General features: G+C 42.3%; 26 protein-coding genes and 1 other annotated feature. Of the genes, 18 read left to right on the forward strand and 8 right to left on the reverse strand.

Annotation, left to right across the window (positions count from 1 at the left end; genetic code table 11):
* Window positions 1-82 precede the first annotated feature (82 nt).
* The 6 genes from appD to NSQ83_RS06375 all read left to right on the forward strand — a co-directional run bounded on the left by appD (window position 83) and on the right by NSQ83_RS06375 (window position 6,684).
* On the forward strand, window positions 83-1,069 hold the full coding sequence (gene appD / locus NSQ83_RS06350; RefSeq protein ID WP_198878863.1) for an oligopeptide ABC transporter ATP-binding protein AppD: 987 nt from the start codon (window positions 83-85) through the stop codon (window positions 1,067-1,069).
* Entirely contained in the window at window positions 1,066-2,055 is a 990-nt protein-coding gene (appF, locus tag NSQ83_RS06355; RefSeq protein WP_017695679.1) for an oligopeptide ABC transporter ATP-binding protein AppF, read from the forward strand. The genes appD and appF overlap by 4 nt, the downstream gene beginning before the upstream one ends.
* Before the next feature lie 87 nt (window positions 2,056-2,142).
* On the forward strand, window positions 2,143-3,771 hold the full coding sequence (locus NSQ83_RS06360; protein WP_103748921.1) for a peptide-binding protein: 1,629 nt from the start codon (window positions 2,143-2,145) through the stop codon (window positions 3,769-3,771).
* 74 nt (window positions 3,772-3,845) lie between these two features.
* On the forward strand, window positions 3,846-4,796 hold the full coding sequence (locus tag NSQ83_RS06365; protein ID WP_015252362.1) for an ABC transporter permease: 951 nt from the start codon (window positions 3,846-3,848) through the stop codon (window positions 4,794-4,796).
* A 15-nt stretch (window positions 4,797-4,811) separates the two neighbouring features.
* Window positions 4,812-5,726: an oligopeptide ABC transporter permease gene (gene opp4C / locus NSQ83_RS06370; RefSeq protein ID WP_046160281.1), complete on the forward strand. Its 915-nt coding sequence runs from the start codon at window positions 4,812-4,814 to the stop codon at window positions 5,724-5,726.
* 205 nt (window positions 5,727-5,931) lie between these two features.
* Window positions 5,932-6,684 carry a YjbA family protein gene (locus NSQ83_RS06375; protein WP_167408052.1) on the forward strand — a complete coding sequence of 251 codons (753 nt, stop codon included), beginning with the start codon at window positions 5,932-5,934 and terminating at the stop codon, window positions 6,682-6,684.
* Window positions 6,685-6,718: 34 nt separating this feature from the next.
* On the opposite strand, the gene trpS is transcribed toward NSQ83_RS06375, so the two are convergent.
* Window positions 6,719-7,711 carry a tryptophan--tRNA ligase gene (trpS, locus tag NSQ83_RS06380; RefSeq protein ID WP_198878864.1) on the reverse strand — a complete coding sequence of 331 codons (993 nt, stop codon included), beginning with the start codon at window positions 7,709-7,711 and terminating at the stop codon, window positions 6,719-6,721.
* A gap of 58 nt (window positions 7,712-7,769) precedes the next feature.
* Window positions 7,770-7,984, reverse strand: a binding site (T-box leader).
* A gap of 470 nt (window positions 7,985-8,454) precedes the next feature.
* Here trpS and oppA point away from each other — a divergent pair.
* The 8 genes from oppA to spx all read left to right on the forward strand — a co-directional run bounded on the left by oppA (window position 8,455) and on the right by spx (window position 16,697).
* Window positions 8,455-10,092 carry an oligopeptide ABC transporter substrate-binding protein OppA gene (gene oppA / locus NSQ83_RS06385; RefSeq protein ID WP_048654863.1) on the forward strand — a complete coding sequence of 546 codons (1,638 nt, stop codon included), beginning with the start codon at window positions 8,455-8,457 and terminating at the stop codon, window positions 10,090-10,092.
* 106 nt (window positions 10,093-10,198) lie between these two features.
* Entirely contained in the window at window positions 10,199-11,134 is a 936-nt protein-coding gene (gene oppB / locus NSQ83_RS06390; protein ID WP_048654864.1) for an oligopeptide ABC transporter permease OppB, read from the forward strand.
* A gap of 3 nt (window positions 11,135-11,137) precedes the next feature.
* Entirely contained in the window at window positions 11,138-12,055 is a 918-nt protein-coding gene (gene oppC / locus NSQ83_RS06395) for an oligopeptide ABC transporter permease OppC (RefSeq protein ID WP_003232954.1), read from the forward strand.
* Window positions 12,056-12,059: 4 nt separating this feature from the next.
* The gene (gene oppD, locus NSQ83_RS06400) at window positions 12,060-13,136 is read left to right on the forward strand and encodes an oligopeptide ABC transporter ATP-binding protein OppD (RefSeq protein WP_077670618.1); all 1,077 of its coding nucleotides are present in this window, start codon (window positions 12,060-12,062) and stop codon (window positions 13,134-13,136) included.
* Between the two features lies 1 nt (window position 13,137).
* The gene (gene oppF / locus NSQ83_RS06405) at window positions 13,138-14,055 is read left to right on the forward strand and encodes an oligopeptide ABC transporter ATP-binding protein OppF (protein WP_003245567.1); all 918 of its coding nucleotides are present in this window, start codon (window positions 13,138-13,140) and stop codon (window positions 14,053-14,055) included.
* 106 nt (window positions 14,056-14,161) lie between these two features.
* Window positions 14,162-15,379, forward strand: a complete 1,218-nt coding sequence (locus tag NSQ83_RS06410) for an MFS transporter (RefSeq protein ID WP_088467689.1) — start codon at window positions 14,162-14,164, stop codon at window positions 15,377-15,379.
* A gap of 163 nt (window positions 15,380-15,542) precedes the next feature.
* A complete protein-coding gene (locus NSQ83_RS06415) occupies window positions 15,543-16,121 on the forward strand; it encodes a GNAT family N-acetyltransferase (protein WP_003224597.1) in 579 nt (192 codons plus the stop codon).
* 180 nt (window positions 16,122-16,301) lie between these two features.
* The gene (spx, locus tag NSQ83_RS06420; protein ID WP_014476435.1) at window positions 16,302-16,697 is read left to right on the forward strand and encodes a transcriptional regulator Spx; all 396 of its coding nucleotides are present in this window, start codon (window positions 16,302-16,304) and stop codon (window positions 16,695-16,697) included.
* 42 nt (window positions 16,698-16,739) lie between these two features.
* Here the strand turns inward: spx and NSQ83_RS06425 are convergent, their stop codons facing one another.
* Complete coding sequence (locus tag NSQ83_RS06425) at window positions 16,740-17,396, reverse strand: TerC family protein (RefSeq protein ID WP_339239082.1); 657 nt, start codon at window positions 17,394-17,396, stop codon at window positions 16,740-16,742.
* 169 nt (window positions 17,397-17,565) lie between these two features.
* On the opposite strand from NSQ83_RS06425, the gene NSQ83_RS06430 reads away from it, so the two are divergent.
* Together NSQ83_RS06430 and mecA are read left to right on the forward strand one after the other, a co-directional pair.
* On the forward strand, window positions 17,566-17,706 hold the full coding sequence (locus tag NSQ83_RS06430; RefSeq protein ID WP_119122854.1) for a hypothetical protein: 141 nt from the start codon (window positions 17,566-17,568) through the stop codon (window positions 17,704-17,706).
* Window positions 17,673-18,329, forward strand: a complete 657-nt coding sequence (gene mecA / locus NSQ83_RS06435) for an adaptor protein MecA (protein ID WP_003232942.1) — start codon at window positions 17,673-17,675, stop codon at window positions 18,327-18,329. The genes NSQ83_RS06430 and mecA overlap by 34 nt, the downstream gene beginning before the upstream one ends.
* Here the strand turns inward: mecA and NSQ83_RS06440 are convergent.
* Window positions 18,324-18,446 (reverse strand): hypothetical protein, encoded by a 123-nt coding sequence (locus NSQ83_RS06440; protein WP_122060507.1) that lies wholly within the window; start codon window positions 18,444-18,446, stop codon window positions 18,324-18,326. The genes mecA and NSQ83_RS06440 overlap by 6 nt on opposite strands.
* Window positions 18,447-18,489: 43 nt before the next feature.
* Here NSQ83_RS06440 and coiA point away from each other — a divergent pair, with 43 nt between their 5' ends.
* The gene (gene coiA / locus NSQ83_RS06445; protein WP_088467623.1) at window positions 18,490-19,641 is read left to right on the forward strand and encodes a competence protein CoiA; all 1,152 of its coding nucleotides are present in this window, start codon (window positions 18,490-18,492) and stop codon (window positions 19,639-19,641) included.
* Window positions 19,642-19,870: 229 nt separating this feature from the next.
* Window positions 19,871-21,700 carry an oligoendopeptidase F gene (pepF, locus tag NSQ83_RS06450; RefSeq protein WP_003245178.1) on the forward strand — a complete coding sequence of 610 codons (1,830 nt, stop codon included), beginning with the start codon at window positions 19,871-19,873 and terminating at the stop codon, window positions 21,698-21,700.
* Window positions 21,701-21,737: 37 nt separating this feature from the next.
* On the opposite strand, the gene NSQ83_RS06455 is transcribed toward pepF, so the two are convergent.
* From NSQ83_RS06455 to NSQ83_RS06475, 5 genes are all read right to left on the reverse strand, one after another.
* Window positions 21,738-21,905 carry a hypothetical protein gene (locus tag NSQ83_RS06455; RefSeq protein WP_003244944.1) on the reverse strand — a complete coding sequence of 56 codons (168 nt, stop codon included), beginning with the start codon at window positions 21,903-21,905 and terminating at the stop codon, window positions 21,738-21,740.
* Between the two features lie 313 nt (window positions 21,906-22,218).
* Window positions 22,219-23,118 carry a protease adaptor protein SpxH gene (gene spxH / locus NSQ83_RS06460; RefSeq protein WP_003245184.1) on the reverse strand — a complete coding sequence of 300 codons (900 nt, stop codon included), beginning with the start codon at window positions 23,116-23,118 and terminating at the stop codon, window positions 22,219-22,221.
* Window positions 23,115-23,513, reverse strand: coding sequence for a group 2 truncated hemoglobin YjbI (locus NSQ83_RS06465; protein WP_003232928.1), 399 nt, complete (start codon window positions 23,511-23,513; stop codon window positions 23,115-23,117). The genes spxH and NSQ83_RS06465 overlap by 4 nt, the downstream gene beginning before the upstream one ends.
* 254 nt (window positions 23,514-23,767) lie before the next feature.
* Window positions 23,768-24,502, reverse strand: a complete 735-nt coding sequence (gene cwlQ / locus NSQ83_RS06470) for a bifunctional muramidase/murein lytic transglycosylase (RefSeq protein ID WP_249678509.1) — start codon at window positions 24,500-24,502, stop codon at window positions 23,768-23,770.
* Window positions 24,503-24,516: 14 nt separating this feature from the next.
* On the reverse strand, window positions 24,517-25,089 hold the full coding sequence (locus NSQ83_RS06475) for a CYTH domain-containing protein (protein ID WP_069703692.1): 573 nt from the start codon (window positions 25,087-25,089) through the stop codon (window positions 24,517-24,519).
* Window positions 25,090-25,132 lie beyond the last annotated feature (43 nt).

Here is a 25,132-nt window from a genome sequence, read left to right on the forward strand (position 1 = left end):
AATATTATTTATTATTTCTGAATAAAGGGATTGCTTTCTCTTGAAAACGTTTGACAACAAGAGGGGGGAAAGGGGAGCTAGCATGAGCACACTTTTAGAAGTGAATAATTTAAAGACTTATTTTTTCAGGAAAAAGGAGCCGATCCCTGCGGTTGACGGAGTCGATTTTCACATCAGCAAAGGCGAAACCGTCGCGCTTGTAGGTGAATCGGGCTCCGGAAAAAGCATTACTTCTTTATCAATTATGGGCCTCGTCCAAAGCTCAGGCGGAAAAATCATGGACGGCTCTATTAAACTCGAAGACAAAGACCTCACCTCATTCACTGAAAACGATTATTGCAAAATCCGCGGTAACGAAGTATCCATGATCTTTCAGGAACCAATGACCTCCCTTAATCCGGTGTTAACAATCGGAGAACAAATTACCGAAGTGCTGATTTACCATAAAAACATGAAGAAAAAAGAAGCCCGTCAACGAGCTGTTGAACTCTTGCAGATGGTCGGTTTCTCCCGGGCGGAGGAAATTATGAAGGAGTACCCGCATCGGCTGTCCGGCGGTATGAGACAGAGGGTGATGATTGCCATCGCACTGAGCTGTAATCCTAAACTGCTCATTGCCGATGAACCAACGACAGCGCTGGATGTGACAATACAAGCCCAGGTGCTGGAGCTTATGAAAGATCTCTGTCAGAAGTTCAGTACATCGATTCTTCTCATCACACACGACTTAGGTGTCGTGTCTGAGGCTGCCGATAGAGTAATTGTCATGTACTGCGGACAAGTCGTAGAAAACGCTACCGTTGATGACTTATTTTTAGAACCGCTTCATCCGTATACAGAAGGCCTGCTTACGTCAATTCCTGTTATAGATGGAGAGATTGATAAATTAAATGCGATTAAAGGCAGTGTGCCTACACCGGATAATCTGCCGCCGGGATGCCGTTTTGCCCCAAGGTGCCCGAAAGCTATGGATAAGTGCTGGACAAATCAGCCTTCGCTTTTGACACACAAAAGCGGAAGAACGGTGAGATGCTTTTTATATGAGGAAGAGGGTGCCGAACAATCATGACAGCAGCTAATCAAGAAACAATCTTAGAGCTTCGTGACGTAAAAAAATACTTTCCGATCCGGTCAGGCCTTTTTCAAAGAAAAGTCGGTGATGTAAAAGCGGTGGATGGTGTTTCATTTTCGTTAAAAAAAGGAGAAACACTCGGAATCGTTGGAGAGTCGGGCTGCGGAAAATCGACTGCCGGCAGAACGATGATCAGACTGTACAAACCGACAGAGGGCCAAATTCTTTTTAAAGGGCAGGATATTTCCAATCTGTCAGAGGAGAAGCTGCGGAAGAGTGTCCGCAAAAATATTCAAATGGTTTTCCAAGATCCATTTGCTTCGTTAAACCCGAGAAAGACCCTGCGTTCCATCATAAAGGAGCCGTTTAATACGCACAACATGTATACCATGCGTGAACGAAACGAAAAAGTTGAAGAGCTGCTTGCAAGAGTAGGGCTTCACCCGTCGTTTGCCAGCCGTTATCCCCATGAATTTTCCGGCGGCCAGCGCCAGCGGATCGGCATTGCCAGAGCACTCACTTTGAATCCAGAGCTGATCATTGCAGATGAGCCGGTTTCCGCACTTGATGTATCTATTCAGGCCCAAGTGATTAACTTGATGGAGGAATTACAGGAAGAATTTAATCTTACGTATCTATTTATCTCTCATGATCTGAGTGTCGTACGCCATATCAGCGACAGAGTCGGAGTAATGTATCTTGGCAAAATGATGGAACTGACCGGCAAGTTTGAGCTTTATGACAACCCGCTTCACCCATATACCCAAGCGCTTTTATCCTCCGTTCCGGTTACAAGAAAAAGAGGATCTGTCAAACGTGAACGCATTGTCCTGAAGGGAGAACTGCCTAGTCCGGCCAACCCGCCAAAAGGCTGCGTATTCCACACAAGATGTCCTGTTGCAAAACCGATATGCAAGGAACAAATACCAGAATTTAAAGAAGCTGCTCCCAGCCACTTTGTGGCTTGTCACCTTTATAGCTAATGTTGCCCGCACAGCTTTGAGAGGGGGTATGCACACTACATAAACAACAGCTGAGAAGAACGAACATTTCAAGAGGGGGAATATCTAATGAAAAGACGGAAAACCGCACTGATGATGCTAAGTGTATTGATGGTCCTGGCCATCTTTTTATCAGCCTGTTCGGGCTCAAAATCGAGCAGCAGCAGTGAGAAAAAATCAGCAGGCAAACCGCAGCAAGGCGGGGATTTGGTTGTTGGTTCTACTGGGGAGCCAACGTTGTTTAATCCACTCTATTCTACAGACGTTTCCAGTTCAGATATTGAAGGGATGATCTATAGTACATTATTAGAAACGGATGAAAAACTAAATGTGAAACCTGCTTTAGCTGAGAAAGTAACGGAATCCAAAGATGGTCTGACTTATGATGTCAAAATTAGAAAAGGTGTAAAATTCCATGATGGAAAAGAACTTACAGCCGATGACGTTGTTTTCACTTATAGCATCCCTTTAAACAAGGACTATAATGGTGAACGCGGTTCTGGTTTTGAATCACTAAAATCTGTTACAAAAAAAGGTGATTATGAAGTTGAATTTAAATTAAAGAAAAAGGATGCGTATTTTTACAATGTTGTTTTAGACAGTTACGGTATTCTGCCTAAACACATTTTAGGGAAAGTGCCAGTTGCAGATTTAGGAGAAAATGAATTTAACAGGAAGAATCCAATTGGTTCGGGTCCATTCAAGTTTGTTGAATGGAAGAAGGGCGATTATGTAAAACTTGAAGCAAATGATGACTATTATGGAGGAAGACCGTATTTAGATACAGTGACAGTTAAGACGATTCCTGATTCTAATGCAGCTGTTGCTCAATTAAAAGCTGGGGATATTGACTTCTTTGTTGTACCAGGCACAGACTTTGAGACAGTTAAAACATTTGATAATGTTCAAGTTAAATCAGATCTTGGTTTGAACTACAGTTATATTGGATGGAATGAAAAAAATGAATTATTTAAAGACAAAAAAGTCCGTCAAGCTCTTACGTATGCGCTTGATCGAAAAGCAATGGTAGATCAGGTGTTAAACGGTGATGGAAAAGTTGCAAACGTTCCTGAAAGTCCGCTTTCTTGGAACTATCCAAAAGGTGATGTACCTACATTTGATTACAATCCTAAAAAGGCTAAAAAGCTCTTGGAAGAAGCAGGATGGAAAGATACAGATGGAGACGGTTACCTTGATAAGGACGGAAAGAAATTCTCATTTACCATTAAAACTAACCAGGGTAATAAGATTCGGGAGGATTTAGCAGTTGTTGTTCAGCAGCAACTTAAAGAAGTAGGAATTGAAGCAAAACCGCAAATTGTAGAATTTAGTGCTCTTATTGAACAAACAAGCGCACCGAATTGGGATTATGATGCACTACTGCTCGGTTGGAGTTTGGCTACATTCCCAGATCAATTTTCAATTTTCCACTCCAGTCAATCTAAGAACGGATTAAACAACATATGGTATAAGAATCCTAAAGTCGATAAACTTTTAGAAGAAGCTAAATCAATTACAGACAGAAAAGAATATCAGAAAAAATACGAAGAAATCTATAAATTGATTGCTGAGGACCAGCCTTATTCATTCCTGTTTTATTACAATTATCATAGGGCAATCCCGACAAACATGCATGGATATGTATTCCATCCGAAAAATGACTTATATCATATTGAAAAATGGTGGCTTGAACAATAATAGTTAAATCCCTAGAGAGGTGAGGATTATGCATCCTTTCCTCTTTATCCTATTTTAGAAAAGGGGACAAGAATATGGTTACATATATTGTTCGTCGAACATTAATGTCTCTGCCAATTCTTTTGGGCATTACAATTTTATCATTTGCGATAATGAAAGCGGCGCCAGGTGATCCGATGTCACTTATGATGGATCCGACAATCAGCCAAGCTGACAGAGCCAAATTTATTGAAAAGTACGGGCTCAATGATCCAGAACCTGTTCAGTACTTAAAATGGCTTGGGAACATGCTCCAAGGCGACTTTGGGACATCTATTGTGAAAAAGGGGACACCAGTTTCCGATCTAATCCTTTCACGTTTGCCAAATACTCTGGTGCTTATGGTTTTTTCAACTCTTGTTGCTCTTCTGATTTCAATTCCTTTCGGTGTTCTTTCTGCAAAACGCCCTTATTCTAAGCTTGACTATGGTATAACCGTCACGTCATTTTTGGGGCTGGCAATACCAAATTTCTGGTTCGGATTAATTCTTATTATGGTTCTTTCCGTAAATCTCGGTTGGTTTCCTACGGGAGGTGTCGGCACTTTAAACGCTGACTTTAACATTTTTGATAGGCTCCATCATTTAATTTTACCTGCGTTTGTTTTAGCAACTGCGGATATGGCAGGTATTACTCGTTATACAAGATCAAGTATGCTTGATGTATTAAAGCAAGATTATATAAGAACAGCTCGAGCCAAAGGATTCAAAGAAAATAAAGTGATTTTTAAACATGGTTTGAGAAATGGCCTGCTTCCTGTTATTACAATTTTCGGATTGATGATTCCATCATTTATTGGCGGTGCTGTAGTAGTTGAACAGATTTTTACTTGGCCGGGATTAGGGAAGTTATTTATTGATTCGGCATTCTCTCGAGATTATCCGGTTATTATGGCCATGACTGTGATTTCTGCTGTTTTGGTTGTACTGGGGAACTTGATTGCAGATATTTTGTATGCATTAGTTGATCCGAGAATTGAATATTAAAAGGGGGTGGCACACATGACACATCCAAACACTGCGGCTCCCTCTAATGAGGTAAAGCTAAAAGAAAATATTAGAAAAAAACCAGAAACAATGACTAGGATCTTTTTTGAGAAATTTTTCAAAAATAGGCTTGCTGTTGTTGGGGGTATAATTTTAACAGTTATCATCTTAATGGCGGTCTTTGCTCCTTTTATTGCGCCTTACTCGCCTGAGAGTCAATCTCTTTTAAACAAACTGAAGCCGCCAAGCGCTCAAAATCTAATGGGGACGGATAAGTTTGGGCGCGATATATTTACAAGGGTGTTATATGGTGCCCGTGTGTCTTTATTAGTTGGTTTTGCTTCCGTAATTGGTGCGATTACAATTGGTACGGTTGTTGGAGCCTTAGCAGGATACTTTAGAGGAATAGTAGATGCTGTATTGATGAGGGCTGTCGACGTAGTTTTATCTATTCCGGATATTTTTCTGCTTATTACCTTAGTTACAATTTTTCAACCGGGAATGGATAAGTTAATTTTGATTTTTTCTCTGACGGGCTGGACTACAACAGCGAGACTAGTCAGAGGCGAGTTTCTATCCCTACGGTCAAGGGAATTTGTATTGGCTGCTAAAACAATAGGCACAAAAAATCACAAAATTATTTTTTCGCATATATTGCCGAATTGTATTGGGCCAATTATTGTTTCCGCTACTCTAAAAGTAGGCAGTGTCATTCTAGCTGAATCAACGCTAAGCTATTTGGGTTTCGGTATCCAGCCGCCAATTGCTAGCTGGGGAAACATGCTTCAGGATGCTCAAAACTTTACATTAATGATTCAAGCATGGTGGTACCCGTTATTTCCCGGGCTATTTATTTTAATGACCGTTTTATGCTTCAACTTTGTCGGTGATGGCCTGCGGGATGCGCTTGACCCGAAAAATATTAAATAAAAATGAAAATAATATCTGTGATAAAATATCACCAAATCAGAAAAAAAGCAGGTCTCCTTTTGTCAGAAAATATACAAAGAGATCTGCTTTTTATGATTCTTACATAAACCCAATGATTCCAGATTTCCTCAATCTCTTTGGAATAATTTCTCTATCCCTTGCCTATACTGTGGACAACAGTTTTTATAAAAGTGAGGGGTTAGAGATGTTATTTCTTCATGATGTGTGGGTCAATTGGTTTGAAGGGGAAGAAAATGGCTACAATGTATGCCACTTTCACGAATGGCGCAAGGAAGATACGGTTGAGCTTTTGGATCAGGTGCCGCTGTTAAGGGTGCCGTCAGTACTGTTTCATTACATAGAAAACGATTTGTCAGAGCTTCCGGAAGGTTTGCTTGAAGACGTACATCAGAAATCGTACATTCGGAAAAATCATGAGCGGACAAAGCTTGAGTATTGTTTTGTCGTAACAGACGGAATCGGCATTTTAGCTGTCGACACGATCGGCTACACGATCCCTGTCAGAAAAAGCCGTCTGATCCCAAGACAGGAGCAGCTCGTTTATGAAATGGTAAAAGATGTAGAGCCTGAAACATATGAATTTGAGCCAAAGAAGCTGGAATCCTCTAAGGAATATCACATCTTATCATTAGCACCAGAACATGTCAGAGGACTGACAAGAAAAGAACGGCAAATCAAGCAGCTGATGTTTATGGCGCTTGACCAATTGAAAGGGCTGAAAAACCGGGCGGAAATTGGCTACTGGTACACAGAGTGGAATCCGCATATGTATGAACAAATCAAAAGGATGAGCTTTGAAGAGATTTGGGACATGCTGTATAACGAAACAATTGAAGGCTGGTCGGACAAGCACCTAGCTTTTTGCGAAAACCTAATAAAAGGACAGCCTTTTTTCGAAAAGCTATGGGAAATGGAAAACGAATCAAAGGTCAACTAAAAAAAACCGCTCTTTGCAAAGAGCGGTTTTTTGATTAGCGTCTTTTTCTTCCAAGACCCATGGCATTCTCCATTTTTTTCAGCATTTTGTTTGCTGTCCGGTTCGCTCGTTCCGCGCCTTCATCAAGAATCCGGTCTAATTCTTCAGATTCTACCAGCTCAAAATAGCGGTCCTGGATCGGTTTTAATGCGTTCACCACGACTTCTGCCAAATCACCTTTAAACTCGCCGTAGCCTTTTCCTTCGTACTTTGCTTCAAGCTCTTCAATTGTCGTATTGCCGAGGATTGAATAAATTGTAAGAAGGTTGGAAACGCCCGGTTTGTTTTCCTTGTCAAATTTCACAATGCCTTCAGAATCCGTCACAGCGCTTTTAATTTTCTTTTCAAGAAGCTTCGGTTCATCCAGCAGGGTAATATAAGCTTTCTGATTCGGATCAGATTTGCTCATTTTCTTCAGCGGATCATTCAGAGACATGATACGTGCACCGACTTTTGGAATTTTCACTTCCGGAATCGTAAAGATGTCGTTGTATTTTTTGTTGAAGCGTTCTGCAAGATTCCGCGTCAGCTCAAGGTGCTGCTTTTGATCCTCGCCGACAGGCACAAGATCCGTTCCGTACAGCAGAATATCAGCGGCCATCAGCGGCGGATATGTTAACAGGCCGGAGACGACAGCTTCATTGCCTTTGGATTTGTCCTTAAATTGAGTCATCCGCTCAAGCTCGCCGATATAGGCGACACACTGCATCATCCATCCGGCCTGCGCATGCGCGGGGACCTCTGACTGAATAAACAATGTTGCTTTTTCTGGATCAAGTCCGACAGCTAAGTAAAGCGCCGCGAGATTGCGGATATTCTTTCTAAGCTCAAGCCGATCTTGAGGAACAGTTATCGCATGCTGATCGACGATGCAAAAATAGCTGTTATAATCATGCTGCAGTTCGACAAACTGCTTCATTGCACCGATATAGTTGCCGAGCGTCACTGAGCCGCTTGGCTGAATACCTGAAAAAATCGTTTGTTTCATGAAAACATCAACCTCATTTCTTAAAACATAATAAAAAAGGCTCATTCTTCCCCTGTAAAAAAGGGACGAATGAACCGTGGTACCACCCTGATTATTCCATTAAAATGGAATCACTCTGACGTTTGTAACGGAGACTGCTCCGGCTGAGCCTACTTTTTTCCAGTTCGGTCAGCTGCTCCAAAGTCCATTCCACATTGCCCGTTATCTGCTCCCAGCACCGCAGACTCTCTTCAAACAGGTGAAACGTGTACTACTCTTTTTCATAGCAAGCTTTTCTTTTGATTGCTTCATTATAAATCAATTATAACCAATTGTCATCATGAAAAAACATTCTTTTTTCCAGTAAAATTGTAATAATATAAATAACACGAGTGCTGTAAAATCCTTAAATGATAACTGCTATCAGCGTAAAAACAGGCAGATATTATATGTAAAAAGCAATATGGGCAGAAAACACATGAAAAAGTTTTTAATCAATTTATGCTTTAAATGGTAGAAGGATATTATGTTCATGGAAGAAAAACTAACGAAGTTTAAATATTTTAAATTGATAAAATAATATTGCAATAAATTATTTGTTTCATTATAATGAACTTGTTCACTCTATTGTTACAGCTTTTTTACAAAAATAATCAGAAAAGACGGAACAGAATAAAAGTTGTGGAAACTCAGGTTCATTTGTCTGATATTTCTGAGGATTTAGCCGTAAGGAGCTGAAAATTATTATTAGGGGGTTTGCGAATATGAAAAAACGTTGGTCGATTGTCACGTTGATGCTCATTTTTACTCTCGTGCTGAGCGCGTGCGGCTTTGGCGGCAGCGGATCAAACGGTGAAGGGAAAAAGGACAGTAAAGGAAAGACGACACTTAACATTAATATTAAAACTGAGCCGTTCTCCTTACATCCGGGATTGGCAAATGATTCAGTATCAGGCGGTGTTATCCGTCAGACTTTTGAAGGATTGACACGTATCAATGCAGATGGTGAGCCTGAAGAAGGCATGGCTTCTAAAATTGAAACGAGCAAGGACGGAAAGACATATACATTTACCATTCGTGATGGTGTGAAATGGTCTAATGGAGACCCTGTAACTGCACAAGATTTTGAATATGCTTGGAAATGGGCGCTTGACCCTAATAACGAATCACAATACGCTTACCAGCTCTACTACATAAAAGGTGCTGAAGCGGCGAATACCGGAAAAGGCAGCCTAGACGATGTGGCAGTAAAAGCTGTGAATGACAAAACGCTGAAGGTTGAATTAAATAACCCGACTCCATATTTCACTGAATTAACTGCGTTCTATACGTATATGCCGATCAATAAGAAAATTGCAGAGAAAAATAAAAAGTGGAATACAAATGCCGGAGATGATTATGTATCAAACGGGCCGTTCAAAATGACGGCATGGAAACACAGCGGTTCTATTACTCTCGAAAAAAATGACCAGTATTGGGATAAAGACAAAGTCAAACTGAAGAAAATCGATATGTTTATGATCAACAATAACAATACGGAACTAAAAAAATTCCAAGCTGGCGAACTTGATTGGGCCGGTTTGCCGCTCGGGCAGCTTCCGACAGAATCTCTCCCTTCCTTGAAAAAAGACGGTTCTTTACATGTTGAGCCGATGGCAGGTGTGTATTGGTACAAATTCAACACTGAAGCTAAGCCGTTAGACAACGTCAATATCCGTAAAGCATTATCTTATGCGATTGACCGTCAATCGATTGTTAAAAACATTACGCAAGGTGAACAAATCCCGGCTATGGCTGCGGTGCCGCCGACAATGAAGGGATTTGAGGATAACAAAGAAGGCTACTACAAAGACAACGATGTTAAAACGGCAAAAGAATACCTTGAAAAAGGCCTAAAAGAAATGGGCTTAAGCAAGGCATCTGACCTTCCGAAAATCAAATTGTCTTATAACACTGATGATGCACATGCGAAAATCGCTCAAGCTGTACAAGAAATGTGGAAGAAAAATTTAGGCGTTGATGTTGAGCTTGATAACTCAGAATGGAATGTCTATATTGATAAGCTCCACAGCCAAGATTATCAAATCGGCCGTATGGGCTGGCTTGGGGACTTCAATGATCCTATCAACTTCCTAGAATTGTTCCGTGACAAAGACGGAGGAAATAACGATACAGGCTGGGAAAACCCAGAATTCAAAAAATTGCTGAATCAGTCACAAACTGAAACAGATCAAAACAAACGTGCAGAGCTGCTGAAAAAAGCGGAAGGTATTTTCATTGATGAAATGCCGGTAGCTCCAATTTATTTTTATACGATTCCTTGGGTACAAGACGAAAATCTGAAAGGAACTATTATTACTGGAACTGGAGAAATTTACTTCAGAAACGCGTACTTTCAATAAGTCTTATTTGTGAAAACAATAACCTCAAGGTATATGGGGACCTATTTCCCATATACCTTTCTTACTGAGGAATATAAAAAAGTAAAAACCATGGAGGTGTTCCCCCTTGCTAAAATATATCGGAAGACGCTTAGTCTATATGATTATCACACTATTTGTGATTGTAACTGTGACATTCTTCTTAATGCAAGCAGCACCGGGCGGGCCATTTTCAGGTGAGAAAAAGCTTCCGCCTGAAATTGAAGCAAACTTAAATACGCACTATGGCTTGGACAAGCCGCTGTTTGTACAATATGTCAGTTATTTGAAATCAGTTGCAATGTGGGATTTCGGACCGTCATTTAAATATAAAGGTCAGAGTGTTAACGACCTGATCAGTTCAGGTTTCCCCGTTTCATTTACTCTTGGAGCAGAAGCTATTCTCCTCGCTTTAGCATTAGGTGTATTGTTTGGAGTCATTGCAGCTCTTTACCATAATAAGTGGCAGGATTATACCGTCGCGATTTTAACGATATTTGGTATTTCGGTTCCGAGCTTTATCATGGCGGCTGTTCTGCAATATGTGTTCTCCATGAAGCTTGGGCTGTTTCCGGTCGCGGGGTGGGATTCCTGGGCATACACCTTTTTGCCTTCAATCGCACTTGCTTCCATGCCGATGGCGTTTATTGCCAGACTTTCCCGTTCAAGCATGATCGAAGTGTTAAACAGTGATTATATCCGCACAGCGAAAGCGAAAGGGCTGTCTCGTCCAGCGGTTACAGTGCGGCACGCCATTCGAAACGCGCTTTTGCCGGTTGTTACATATATGGGCCCGATGGCCGCACAGGTCTTAACGGGGAGCTTCATTATTGAAACCATTTTTGGGATCCCGGGGCTTGGTGCACACTTCGTCAACAGTATTACAAACCGTGATTATACGGTCATTATGGGTGTAACGGTGTTCTTCAGTGTCATCCTGCTATTGTGTGTATTAATCGTAGATGTGTTATACGGCATTATTGATCCAAGAATCAAGCTTTCCAAAGCAAAGAAAGGAGCCTAGGCCATGCAGAACATTCCAAAAAACATGTTTGAACCAGCCGCAGCGAATGCCGGCGATGCAGAAAAAATAAGTAAAAAGAGCCTTTCCCTCTGGAAAGATGCGATGCTTCGCTTCCGCAGCAATAAGCTTGCAATGGTCGGGCTTATCATTATCGTACTTATTATCCTTATGGCAATTTTTGCGCCGATGTTCTCAAGGTATGATTATTCAACTACTAATCTCTTAAATGCGGATAAGCCGCCTTCAAAAGATCACTGGTTCGGAACAGATGATCTTGGACGGGACATTTTCGTCCGTACATGGGTAGGGGCGCGTATCTCAATCTTTATCGGTGTTGCAGCTGCTGTTCTCGATTTGCTGATCGGCGTTATTTGGGGGAGCATTTCAGGCTTCCGCGGAGGCAGAACGGACGAAATCATGATGCGTATCGCTGATATCCTTTGGGCAGTTCCTTCATTATTAATGGTTATCTTACTGATGGTTGTTCTTCCGAAAGGTCTATTTACGATTATTATTGCCATGACGATTACAGGCTGGATTAATATGGCCAGAATCGTGCGCGGACAAGTGCTGCAGCTGAAGAATCAGGAGTATGTGCTTGCTTCACAGACACTGGGTGCAAAAACATCCCGTCTTTTGTTTAAACATATCGTGCCAAACGCAATGGGTTCTATTTTGGTCACGATGACACTGACAGTTCCTACTGCAATTTTCACAGAAGCCTTTTTAAGCTATTTGGGACTTGGTGTTCCGGCTCCGCTGGCAAGCTGGGGAACGATGGCTTCTGACGGATTGCCTGCATTGACCTATTATCCGTGGCGTTTATTCTTCCCTGCCGGATTTATCTGCATTACAATGTTTGGCTTTAACGTTGTCGGCGACGGATTAAGAGACGCATTGGATCCTAAGTTACGTAAATAAGGGAGTGATACGGGTGACACGCCTATTAGAAGTAAAAGATTTAGCAATTTCATTTAAAACATATGGCGGAGAGGTCCAGGCGATCCGCGGAGTGAATTTCCATCTGGATAAAGGGGAGACGCTGGCCATTGTTGGAGAATCAGGTTCCGGAAAAAGTGTAACCTCTCAAGCGATTATGAAGCTGATTCCAATGCCTCCGGGTTATTTCAAACGCGGTGAGATCCTGTTTGAAGGAAAGGATCTGGTGCCGCTGTCCGAAAAAGAAATGCAAAATGTCCGGGGAAAAGAGATCGGCATGATATTCCAAGATCCGATGACCTCTTTAAATCCAACGATGAAGGTCGGTAAACAAATTACGGAAGTGCTTTTTAAACACGAAAAGATCTCGAAGGAAGCGGCTAAAAAACGCGCGGTTGAACTGCTGGAATTAGTCGGTATCCCAATGCCGGAAAAGCGGGTGAACCAATTTCCGCACGAATTTTCAGGCGGTATGAGGCAGCGGGTTGTCATTGCCATGGCGCTTGCAGCGAATCCGAAACTTCTGATCGCCGATGAGCCGACAACTGCTCTTGATGTAACGATTCAAGCGCAAATTTTGGAATTAATGAAGGATTTGCAAAAGAAAATTGACACGTCCATCATCTTTATCACACACGATCTTGGTGTTGTGGCTAACGTTGCTGACCGGGTCGCTGTCATGTACGCGGGACAGATTGTAGAAACCGGTACGGTAGACGAAATCTTCTACGATCCGAGACATCCGTACACTTGGGGGCTTCTTGCATCCATGCCGACACTGGAAAGTTCAGGAGAGGAAGAGCTGACTGCCATTCCGGGCACGCCGCCTGATTTGACAAACCCGCCAAAAGGAGATGCTTTTGCCCTGCGGAGCTCTTACGCGATGAAAATCGATTTTGAACAGGAGCCGCCAATGTTTAAGGTATCCGATACTCATTATGTAAAATCGTGGCTGCTTCATCCTGACGCGCCAAAGGTAGAGCCGCCTGAAGCGGTAAAAGCGAAAATGCGTAAACTGGCAAATACGTATGAAAAACCTGTCTTAGTGAGAGAAGGTGAATGAATTGACTGAAAAATTATTAGAAATCAAACATTTAAAACAGCACTTTGTCACACCAAGGGGAACGGTCAAGGCTGTAGATGATTTATCATTTGATATCTATAAAGGTGAAACATTAGGGCTGGTTGGTGAATCAGGCTGCGGTAAATCGACAACAGGCCGAAGCATTATCCGGCTGTACGAAGCAACCGATGGTGAGGTGCTGTTCAACGGCGAAAATGTGCACGGGAGAAAATCGCGGAAAAAGCTGCTGGAATTCAACCGCAAAATGCAGATGATTTTCCAAGACCCATATGCATCCCTGAATCCGAGAATGACAGTTGCTGATATTATTGCTGAAGGCCTTGATATTCATAAGCTGGCGAAAACGAAAAAAGAGCGGATGCAGAGGGTCCATGAACTATTGGAAACAGTGGGATTGAACAAGGAACACGCGAACCGCTATCCTCATGAATTTTCCGGCGGCCAGCGCCAAAGAATCGGGATTGCCAGAGCGCTTGCTGTTGATCCGGAATTCATTATCGCGGATGAGCCGATTTCCGCTTTGGATGTATCCATTCAAGCGCAGGTCGTGAATTTAATGAAAGAACTGCAAAAAGAAAAAGGGCTCACATACCTGTTTATTGCCCACGATTTATCGATGGTCAAATACATCAGTGACCGCATTGGCGTCATGTATTTCGGGAAACTGGTTGAGCTTGCGCCGGCAGATGAGCTTTATGAAAATCCGCTTCACCCATATACAAAATCATTGCTTTCTGCGATTCCGCTTCCTGATCCGGACTATGAGAGAAATCGCGTTCGCCAGAAATATGATCCGTCTGTCCATCAATTAAAGGATGGGGAAACGATGGAATTCCGTGAAGTCAAACCGGGACATTTTGTGATGTGCACGGAAGCCGAATTTAAAGCTTTTTCATGATTCATCAATCCTTCAAGAGAATCTCTTGAAGGATTTTTTTGCGTCCTCATAGAAAGTGAGAATGATAACATTTACAATTAGAGGGAAAAAGCGGAGGCGAAATACGATTCAATTTCTGCATAACAAAAATGTTTTTGCGCTATTGCTGTCTCAATCTTTTCAATCTTTAGCAGGAGTCCTCGTCACAATCGTTTTAATGGTCCGGGTCTATCAAATGACTGACTCCGTTTTTTTGGCAGGCCTTATTTTATCGTTCATGTCGTTTGCGAGTATAGCAGCAAGCTTTTGCGTCTCTCCGGTGCTTCGCATTCTCGGTTTTAAAAAGGTGCTTGCGGGAGCGAATCTGCTGAGAGCGGTCTTTACAATCCTGATGGCATACAGCGTCACTCATCACGGACAGGCATTCTTTTGGATTACGCTGCTGTTTGTGTTTTGTTTTTCCTTCGCGGGCGCTTTTTTTCAGCCGGCAAGATTTGCGCTGCTGCCGATTATTGTTCCAAAGAAGCAATATGTAAAAGCGAATGGTGTGATCTCCCTCTCGAATCAATTGTTCTTAACAGCAGGCTGGGGCCTTGGAGGCCTTCTGACGTACGCCATCCCTTTTGAACTCGTTGTCGGCGCTGCCATTTGCCTGTTTGTTCTATCGGGAGCTTCCATCAGTGTGCTGCATGTTAATGAAGAAGAGGATGCAGGAACTGCTGAAACAGCATCTGTCAGAAGTATATGGAAGGATTTAATGATCATCCCTATTGTAAGAGACATTACTGTAATGGACATGATAGAAGCTTTGGCGGGTTCCGTATGGTCATCTGCTATTCTCCTCGCATTTACTGCGGCTGTATTGCATGAAACAGAGGTGTGGTGGGGGATGTTTAACGCTTCCTATTTTATAGGCGCAATTGTCGGCAGTGTGATTGCCATTCGTTTTTCTTCTTTTTTTGAGCGGAATATGGGCTATGCCATTATGTTCAGCTCGCTTGTAATGTCGGCGCTGACCCTTTTGTTTTCATTTTCTCCAGTCCCATTTTTATGCGCTCTGGCTTGTGCTGCAATGGGGCCTTTTTATCAGGTGCGTGATATTTGCCAGGAAACCATGCTGCAGGAGGTTATTCCCGAGCAGAAACGAATCGGAATCATGGCTGCAAAAAATGCGATTTTGACTCCTTGGTCAGGCGTCACCTACTCCATTATGGGGCTAGTGGCTGATGCTGCTGGTGCGAAAATAGCTTTTATCGCGGCTGCTGCATTATATATCATGACATTTCTGATTGCACTGGCGCAGCCCCGTCTGGTTCATTACAGGCGAGAAAATCGAGTTCAATGAGAAACAATTCAAAATGAACGGAGCAGCTGGCTCCGTTTTTGCTGAAAAAAAATGAAACCATGGCGGAAGTTCGCACGTCTTTATAGATGTAAGGCTGTTTAAACAAGAAGAAATGGGGTATATCTAAAAGTATGAAGACAACGAACTCATAAGGAGCAAATCAATGAACTGGTATGAAAAGCTTAGCGAGTACTTTCCAATTGAAGAAATGAAATCAAAAGCGCATATGGAAGCTCTTCTGAAAGAGCGAAGCGATATTTATCATAAAGATGAAGGCAAACATCATATTTTAATGTTTGCGGAATTCGATTCTTTTATCTTCGTTGATTATCTGTATGTGTCTAAGGATGCAAGAGGGCAGGGGCTTGGCGGCAAATTGATCGCGAAGCTGAAAAAGAAAAATAAGCCCATATTGCTCGAGGTGGAACCTGTGGATGAAGATGATACTGATACAGAAAAACGCCTGAGGTTTTATCAAAGAGAGCATTTCAAGCATGCTCAGTCAATTGGGTACCGGCGCCGGTCATTGGCTACGAATGAAGTAAACAAGATGGAGATTCTGTACTGGTCACCAAAAACAGAATCAGAAGAAGAAATTCTTGAAGCCATGAAACAGACATATGAAAACATTCATACTTATAAAGACGAGAAATGGTACGGGGAATCGTACGAAAAAACGGATGAAGTCCTAAAACTCATTGATGAAGAAAAACAAAAAAATATTTTCGATCAGTTAAGCTAATTGAGAATTAGAACATATCATGAACATTAAAAATTTGCTGGATTGACACATTTTTTTCTTAGGATACTGTTCACACTTACTTTTTTATAGTATAATACCTGTAAAGATTCCTTTTTTAGAGTAATTTCAATTTAAGAATAAAATAGATGTTCATCCTACTAATTAGAGGAGTGAAGATGAATGGTTACACTATACACATCACCAAGCTGTACTTCATGCAGAAAGGCGAGAGCGTGGCTCGAGGAGCACGATATTCCATTTGTAGAAAGAAACATTTTCTCTGAACCTTTATCAATTGATGAAATAAAACAAATTCTTCGAATGACTGAGGATGGAACAGATGAAATCATCTCAACCCGTTCAAAAGTATTCCAAAAACTGAATGTGAACGTTGAATCTATGCCGCTGCAAGATTTGTACCGCTTGATCAACGAGCATCCAGGGTTGCTTCGCCGTCCGATCATCATTGACGAAAAACGTTTGCAGGTCGGATATAACGAAGACGAAATCAGACGTTTCCTGCCAAGAAAAGTTCGCTCTTTCCAATTAAGAGAAGCACAGCGTTTGGCAAACTAATAGATCGTATCATCAAAAGAAGGCTGAGTCATCAGCCTTCTTTTATTTTTCAACCTGCTGGTAATAAATGCTCGCAAGGATGACAAACGCAACCGTCAAAATGGGGAGGAGCGTTTTGACTGTGCCGTGCTGCGCCATAAAAAGCGACAGCTTTTTGTCTCTGACAATCATTTCTCCGCCAGTATAAGCAAGCAGCCCGCTTCCCGCGTAAATCAGAAGCGGTATTTTCTCTAGTGCAATATGGATGAGTTTGCTGCCCCAAATAATAACCGGAACCGATACACACAAACCTATAACAACGAGAGAAAACTCACCGTGTGATGCTCCCGCAACTGCGATGACGTTGTCCAGCGACATAAAGAGATCTGCAAGCACAATCGTTCGTATCGCTCTCCACAGGGAGGTGCTGCTTTTAATGTGTTTCGTGTCTTTTTTTTCAATCAGCAGCTGATATCCTAAATACAGCAGGAAAATTCCGCCGGCGCACTGCAAGAACGGAATGTTCAAAAGATATACTGCTGCACTTGTTAATCCGATTCTCATAGCAACGGCAATAAATGTTCCGAGAATAATGGCTTGCTGTCTTTGCTTGTCCGGCAAATGTCTGCTGGCCATGGCAATAACAACCGCGTTATCTCCGCCGAGGATCAGGTCAATCCCAACAATGACAAGCAGAGAAATCAGATAGTCATGCTCCATGAAGCGGCACCTCGCTTTCAGTCCTTCGCTTGTACTACTACTATATGAGACAGGTCATATTTTATGATATCAGCCGCCTGATCTGCCGTTTTTTAGGCAAAGGTGCATTTTTATTTCTTTTGTGACTGTTTTATCATAAAATAGAAATACAAAGGAATTCACACTGGCCTTGGTTAAGGTTAAGATGTGGACGGAATGGGTAAAGTGTAGTAAAGTACAATTAATCGGGAGCTTAGATGTCCCTTCAACATCTTATATAGAAGGGAAGGTTGGCAAATGGAAATTGAAAGAATTAACGAGCATACAGTAAAATTTTATATGTCTTACGGAGATATTGAAGATCGCGGTTTTGACAGAGAAGAAATTTGGTATAACCGTGAGCGCAGTGAAGAACTTTTCTGGGAAGTCATGGATGAAGTTCATGAAGAAGAGGAATTCGCTGTGGAAGGCCCACTTTGGATTCAAGTTCAGGCACTGGACAAAGGATTAGAAATCATCGTCACAAAAGCCCAGCTTTCCAAAGACGGACAAAAGCTCGAACTGCCGATTCCTGAGGATAAAAAGCAAGAACCAGCATCTGAGGATCTTGACGCCTTGCTGGATGATTTCCAGAAAGAAGAGCAAGCCGTCAATCAGGAAGAGAAGGAGCAAAAGCTTCAATTTGTCTTGCGATTTGGCGATTTTGAGGATGTTATTTCTCTATCTAATTTGAACGTTAACGGAAGCAAAACGACTTTATATTCGTTTGAGAACCGATATTATTTATATGTAGATTTTTGCAATATGACTGATGAAGAGGTTGAAAATCAGCTAAGCATCCTGCTGGAGTACGCAAATGAATCCTCAATCAGCATACACCGTCTTGAAGAGTACGGCAAGCTGATTATTTCAGAGCATGCTCTAGAAACGATAAAAAAACACTTTGCATCATAGCAAACCGATTTCCTTCCGGAAATCGGTTTTTTTTATGCACGAAAATGCCATTTTAGAGATGTGAAAAATCAAAAACATATAGATAAGCGGAAAATACAGCGAACAGGAGTTGATCATCTTTTCCAGAAAGTATACTTCATCTGGAAAGGAGAGATGACAATTGTTTAGTGCTGTGACTGAAGACGGCCAAATGTTTCACCTTCTAGGCGCTCAGCAAAACCAGAAATTAAAGCAGAGACGGTTCTTCTGTCCGGTATGCGGGGGAGAGCTAGCTGTGAAGCTCGGACTTCAAAAAGCGCCGCATTTTGCCCATAAACAGAACAAATCCTGCTCCATAGACATCGAACCGGAAAGCGCCTACCACTTAGAAGGAAAAAGACAGCTGTATGTATGGCTGAAAACACAACGGGCTTCACCAATATTGGAGCCGTATATAAGGACAATCAACCAAAGACCGGACGTCATGGCAAGAATCAAGGAGCATATGCTTGCTGTTGAATATCAATGCGCCAATATCGCTCCAGATGTCTTTCAAAAGCGGACAGAGGGCTTCAAACAAGAAGGAATCATCCCGCAGTGGATTATGGGATACAGCCGCTTAAAACGGACTGCTTCGTCCTTTTATCAGCTTTCAGCTTTTCATTGGCAGTTTATCAATGCAAGTCCATACAGAGAACTGATATGTTATTGTCCTGAAAGGCGTTCTTTTCTCCGGCTCAGCCACATCATTCCATTCTACACAAACCATTCTTATTCCTCAGTCCAAACGATCCCTATCCATCGTGCAGGTGCAGGCGATCTTTTTTTCACTGAACCGAAACCCTCAATTCAATATTCAGGCTGGACGAAAGCGATTCACCGTTTTCGCCATAAACCCCATCGGTTTAACTCTAAGGAAACAAATCGCCTTAGGCAGATGTTTTATGAGAAGCGGCAGACATCTTTTTCTTTTCTGCCGACTGAAGTGTTTGTTCCTGTTAGAAAAGGGGCAGTTTTTAAGAGTCCGGTTTTTGTGTGGCAGGGGTTTCTTTATTTGTTTATGACGGATCTTGGAGATAAACGTGCGCCAATTCGTTTTTCAGCCGTTTTGCAGCAGTGCAAACTGCACATTCATAATAAGAACATTGCACTCAGGTTCGAATGCAGCGAAGAGTGTCTTTCAGAAGCGGTTAAACAGTATATTGATTTTTTGTGCAAGAAGGGATTTTTAAGGGAGACTCAGAAAGAAGTATATGTGCTGAATCAGCCTGCAGGCGGCATACACTCCATGCAGGATCTCATAGAAAGAGACCGCAGCTGTTTTATAGAATGAGTTTGTCTTATTTGGCTCACCCTAAGACAAAGGTGGTGGGCAGGCTGTGAAAGGCACAAAAGGAAAGGTTTTTCGTGTTTTTACTGCTTTTTTGGCATTCGTTCTCTTCATTACTGCATATGATTTGACAAAAGGCAGTGAAAAACCGGAAGATATTCACAACACAAGTTTATTGAGAAACAGCTGTTTTTTCAATTGGCTTGAATCAAAGAAGACGAGGGGGATCACCATGGCTGAGGAAAAAAAAGCAAACCAACTGCCTGACAGAAGTGAGGTAAAGGCAGAAGACACATGGAGACTTGAGGATATTTTTCCTAGTGATGAGGCCTGGAATAAAGAATTTCAAGCTGTAAAAGAATTAATTCCGAATTTATCTAAGTATAAAGGAAAGCTGGCAGATTCAGCTGATCATTTATACGAGGCTCTTACGTATCAAGATAAAGTGATGGAGCGGCTGGGTAGGCTGTACACATATGCGCATATGCGCTCAGACCAGGATACTGGGAACTCCTTTTACCAGGGGCTGAATGACAAGGCGGGAAACCTGTATACACAGGCCGCAAGCGCGACAGCTTATTTGGTTCCGGAGATTTTATCCATAGAAGAAGACAAACTGCAGCAGTTCATTCTTGAAAAAGAAGAATTGAAACTGTACTCTCATGCGATTGAGGAGATTACAAAGGAACGTCCGCATGTGCTGAGCGAGAAGGAAGAGGCACTGCTTGCTGAAGCCTCCGAGGTACTGGGGTCATCTTCAAATACATTCAGCGTGTTAAATAACGCAGATATAACGTTTCCGTCCATTAAAGACGAAGATGGGAATGAAAAACAGATCACTCACGGCAACTTTATTAATTTCTTGGAAAGTGAAAACCGTGAAGTCCGCAAAAATGCGTTTGACGCAGTGTATAAAACGTACGGACAATATAAAAACACAATGGCCACGACGCTAAGCGGCACTGTGAAAAAGGACAACTTCTACGCGAGAGTGAAAAAGTACAAGTCCGCGCGTGAGGCTGCGCTTTCTAACAACAGTATTCCTGAGGAAGTATACGATAACCTTGTTAAGACGATTAATAAGCATTTGCCGCTCCTGCACCGCTATATTGCGCTAAGAAAGAAAGTGCTTGAGCTTGATGAAGTGCATATCTATGACCTGTATACACCGCTTGTGAAAGATGCGGGGATGAAGGTGACATACGAGGAAGCCAAAGATTACATGCTGAAAGGCCTCGCACCTTTAGGGGAAGAATATGCCTCTATCCTAAAAGAAGGACTGGAAAACCGCTGGGTGGACGTTTACGAAAATAAAGGCAAACGCAATGGGGCTTATTCATCAGGAGCTTACGGCACGAATCCGTATATTTTGATGAACTGGCATAATAACGTCAATAATCTCTTTACGCTCGTGCACGAGTTTGGACATTCCGTACACAGCTACTATACGAGAAAGCACCAGCCTTATCCATACGGCAATTACAGCATCTTTGTCGCGGAAGTTGCCTCTACGACAAATGAAGCGCTCCTTGGCGAATATTTGCTGAACAATTTAGAGGATGAAAAACAGCGCTTATATATTCTCAACCATATGCTTGAGGGCTTTAGGGGAACGGTCTTCAGACAAACGATGTTCGCTGAATTTGAACATCTGATTCATACAAAGGCGCAAGAAGGCGAGCCGCTTACACCTGAGCTTCTGACAAATGTCTATTACGACCTGAATAAAAAGTATTTTGGAGACGGCATGGTGATTGATAAGGAAATCGGCCTTGAATGGTCGCGTATTCCGCACTTCTATTACAATTACTATGTGTATCAGTATGCGACAGGGTACAGCGCTGCCCAAGCATTAAGCAGCCAGATTTTGAAGGAAGGAAAGCCGGCGGTTGACCGTTATATTGACTTCCTGAAAGCGGGAAGCTCACAATACCCGATTGATGTCCTGAAAAAAGCGGGTGTTGATATGACGTCTCCAGAGCCAATCGAAGCCGCGTGCAAAATGTTTGAAGAAAAACTTGATGAAATGGAAGAGCTGCTGATGAAAGTCAAGCAGTCTTAAAAAAGTAAGCCTGTGCGGAAATGACGCACAGGCTTTTTTAAAACCCTTTAAAGGTTTTCCGGTGATTCAAGCGGTAGAGGGTAAACAAAATAGACAGAAACAGCAGAGGAGAGGTAATATAAAGCGGCAGCATATGCATCATGCCTAAGATATTCAAGCAGAAAAAAACAGCAATGCACACAATTGAGATCAAAGTAGACATCATGGCGGTCCTCCTCGTCCTTTTTCCTTATAAGGATATGAGTGAATGCACTTCGTTATGTTTTGTGACAAAAATATGAACATTAAGCATAGAGGTTGTCAAAAGTCGACATCTTTTGTTATCATAAGGATGTGAAATTGATCACAAACAAACATTACCCCTTTGTTTGACCGTGAAAAATTTCTCCCATCCCCTTTGTTGTCGTTAAGACATATGAAACCGCGCTTATCCCGGCGCGGTTTCTTTAGTGCTAAAAATGGAACGTACGTTTGGTTACGGCATAAAAAAACAGCCTCAAGCATATGCACGCCTGCGGCTATTTTTCACATGATTGATATTCATCAGAATAAGTGCTGAGAGACTTCCAAAACATTCCGTGTTTGGCTTCCACTTTGGCAACCTTTTTAGCAAACGCCAGTTTTTTCATTTCTTTTTCTACCTCTTCAAGGCTCAGGTCATATACAAGAGCAATTTCCTTCGAGGCAACGAAGCGGAAATATTCAATAAAACATTCTAAAGGCGGTGTTTCCGACGGCTTCGGCTCGTCGCCAAGCATCTCAAATAAAATTTCTTCATATACATCATATGAGTAGCTGCCAGGAACTTTAAGCCCTTCATCCTCATGCTGCGTATTAAAAAACGTCAGTGTCGGATTAACAGAAACATCCATCTCAGCAGCAATTTTCATGTCACATTGAAGCGCCTTGACCGCGCTTTGAGAATGCAGATCTTTTTTGAATTCTTCAAGATCGAGACTTGTATTTTCAGCAATCTCCAAAAGCACGTTTTCATCCGTAATATTTTTCTTTGAAACAAATAGGCTCTCCTGCATATTTCTGAGAAATTGCATGCCGGCTTTTCGTCCTTGCAATTCGGCTGCTTTAAAAGCGAGAGCAGCCATATAAGGCGATGAAAGCGGCTGATCCTGTTCGAACCAGACATTGCCGTCACATGACATGCCAGAGCGGCTCGCGATCTTTTCCCATGCTTCTGCGAGAAGATGCTTTTTTCGCTTTTTATTTAAAGCGGTAAGGCTTGCGGAAGCGATAATGCGTAAGGTGAAAAAACGTCCGTATCTGATTTTTAGCTTTTTGATGACGGGCTCTAAGGACCAGCATTCTGGACATAAAGGGTCTACAAACATATAAATTTCAAGCGGCTTTTTTGGATGACCGTGGCAATGGGCGAAGTATAGCTCATGCTGATAGTTTGTCAAGATGATCGATCCTCCGCTTCCGTTTGATTCACCATATGCCTTGCTGTCAACTCCAGCCGGCCAAACAAAAACTCACGAATTTCGCCCTCCAGCCCTACATGGTCCATTGCGTCCTTCATACAGCTGAGCCACGCATCAGCTCTCTCGTTTGTAATTGGAAAGGGAAGATGCCTTGCTCTGAGCATAGGATGGCCGTGCTCCTCAGTATAAAGCGGAGGCCCGCCTAAATACTGAGTTAAGAATTGCTTCTGTTTCCTGGCGGTTTCTGTCAAATCGCTTGGAAAAATCGGCTTCAGCAAAGGATGAGACGCGACACGCTCATAAAAAGTATCAACAAGTTGCGATAGAAGTTCCTCTCCAATCGCTTCATAAGGTGCGTTAAACGATTGTCCCATGTTGACTACTCCTTTAAATATGGCTAATAGGAATCATAAATCCTATTGCAAAAAGTAATTTTCTGTATTTCATTGTTTCATCTAGATTTATTTTAGCAACAAGGCATCATTTCTACAAACAAACTGCCTTTTATGCGTTTGATGACTCATTTCGGCTGACAGCCGGGGTTTGTATTTCATATCATATCACATAAAAATCAGGAATGCGTAAGATTTCACTCCGCAAAAAAACCAGAGGGAAAGAGCACCTCTGGTTACGCGTAATAAGCTGAAGTTATTTTTTTTACATAGTTTTGCGTTTCTTGGAAAGGAGGAATGCCTCCGTATCGGTCAACATTCCCCGGTCCGGCGTTGTAAGCCGCTAATGCCATAGACACATTGCCGTCGTATTTATCCAGCATTTGTTTTAAATATTTCGTTCCGCCCTCCACATTTTGCTGCGGATCAAGCGGATTGGAAACGCCAAGTGAGCTTGCTGTTGACGGCATCAGCTGCATGAGGCCCATCGCACCTGCTCCGCTGACCGCTTTTGCATTAAAGCCTGATTCCTGTTTGATGACGGCGCGGATCAGTTTTTCATCAACGCCATATTTATCAGCGGCTTTTTTAATCGCACTGTCAATAGAGAAGTCTCCCGAACTGATCTGATTTGCTTCATGTTTGTTTGAAGCTGAATCTGCAGCAGCTGTTTCAGTGCTTTCTGCCGCTTTTGTGATTGAACCTGAATTGCTGCTCGTATATGAGTTAAGCCCATACGCTGAAAGCAGTGACGGCGCTGTTGTATTCGCGCTGTTCAGCATGCTGAGCGGGCTTGGCGATGAAGAAGGTGCTGATTGCTGAGATGTCAGACCGTTTGTATATTGGCTGAGCAAAGAACTGAAACTTGAAAGCGGGCTTTCCGTATTCTGAGTGTCCGTGCTGCTGCGTGCATTAGATATGGACTGTAGTGCCTGAAGCTGAAGTAAAGCTGCCCAATTCGTTACATTCACGATGTCATTCCACCTTATATAGACTTTCGTTTTTCTTCATAAAAACGCAGAATTTTATTTTTGGTTTCGCGCTGAGGAATGCTGAATTGCTGAAGCAGCTTTTCGAAGGCTTGTCTGCCCTCATGCCAATCCGCCGCCTCAAATTCAATTTCAAAGTCCTCTTTATTTAAATATCGGCTGTGGTCTAAAACTATTAAGCCTTTTTCTGTTTCTTTTTCCGCACGGTTTGTTGCTAAAGATCCAAAGTATTGAATGGCATCCGTATCGATCTGAAGCTTGTGCAGCTGGTCCTTCACGGGGCCCTCGGGAACTGAAAATCCAGCGAGATCTGATACCTCTGAAAGCTGCTGGTGCGTTTCCAGAAGCCCCACATCAGCAGGCTCCTTTAATGTAAGGACATACTTTCCGTTTTTTCTGCGGATACGAAGCGCAGCTTGTTTTTGTTTCAGCGCGAAGCTGTCTGTATCAAAATAATGATTCTTTTGATCTGTAAAATCTTTTTCTGTCAGCTGGAGTGCCGCTGCTATGTTTTTGAATTCTTGTTTGGTCAGCATGTTTTTAAATTCGATTTCAATTTCTTGGCTCATGATGCTCTTCCTTTCCGCCCTGTAAATCTTATTTTTACTATTA

The sequence above is a fragment of the Bacillus sp. PS217 genome (assembly GCF_037963535.1).
Classification (GTDB): domain Bacteria; phylum Bacillota; class Bacilli; order Bacillales; family Bacillaceae; genus Bacillus; species Bacillus subtilis.

Coding starts and splice junctions, on each gene's coding strand:
- mecA (WP_003232942.1), top strand. CDS start 17,673: ATGGAAATTGAAAGAATTAACGAGCATACAGTAAAATTTTATATGTCT.
- NSQ83_RS06375 (WP_167408052.1), top strand. CDS start 5,932: ATGTTATTTCTTCATGATGTGTGGGTCAATTGGTTTGAAGGGGAAGAA.
- appF (WP_017695679.1), top strand. CDS start 1,066: ATGACAGCAGCTAATCAAGAAACAATCTTAGAGCTTCGTGACGTAAAA.
- NSQ83_RS06455 (WP_003244944.1), bottom strand. CDS start 21,905: ATGATGTCTACTTTGATCTCAATTGTGTGCATTGCTGTTTTTTTCTGC.
- oppA (WP_048654863.1), top strand. CDS start 8,455: ATGAAAAAACGTTGGTCGATTGTCACGTTGATGCTCATTTTTACTCTC.
- oppC (WP_003232954.1), top strand. CDS start 11,138: ATGCAGAACATTCCAAAAAACATGTTTGAACCAGCCGCAGCGAATGCC.
- NSQ83_RS06365 (WP_015252362.1), top strand. CDS start 3,846: ATGGTTACATATATTGTTCGTCGAACATTAATGTCTCTGCCAATTCTT.
- NSQ83_RS06415 (WP_003224597.1), top strand. CDS start 15,543: ATGAACTGGTATGAAAAGCTTAGCGAGTACTTTCCAATTGAAGAAATG.
- NSQ83_RS06425 (WP_339239082.1), bottom strand. CDS start 17,396: ATGGAGCATGACTATCTGATTTCTCTGCTTGTCATTGTTGGGATTGAC.
- NSQ83_RS06440 (WP_122060507.1), bottom strand. CDS start 18,446: ATGATCAACTCCTGTTCGCTGTATTTTCCGCTTATCTATATGTTTTTG.
- pepF (WP_003245178.1), top strand. CDS start 19,871: ATGGCTGAGGAAAAAAAAGCAAACCAACTGCCTGACAGAAGTGAGGTA.
- spx (WP_014476435.1), top strand. CDS start 16,302: ATGGTTACACTATACACATCACCAAGCTGTACTTCATGCAGAAAGGCG.
- appD (WP_198878863.1), top strand. CDS start 83: ATGAGCACACTTTTAGAAGTGAATAATTTAAAGACTTATTTTTTCAGG.
- opp4C (WP_046160281.1), top strand. CDS start 4,812: ATGACACATCCAAACACTGCGGCTCCCTCTAATGAGGTAAAGCTAAAA.
- NSQ83_RS06360 (WP_103748921.1), top strand. CDS start 2,143: ATGAAAAGACGGAAAACCGCACTGATGATGCTAAGTGTATTGATGGTC.
- trpS (WP_198878864.1), bottom strand. CDS start 7,711: ATGAAACAAACGATTTTTTCAGGTATTCAGCCAAGCGGCTCAGTGACG.
- NSQ83_RS06475 (WP_069703692.1), bottom strand. CDS start 25,089: ATGAGCCAAGAAATTGAAATCGAATTTAAAAACATGCTGACCAAACAA.
- NSQ83_RS06465 (WP_003232928.1), bottom strand. CDS start 23,513: ATGGGACAATCGTTTAACGCACCTTATGAAGCGATTGGAGAGGAACTT.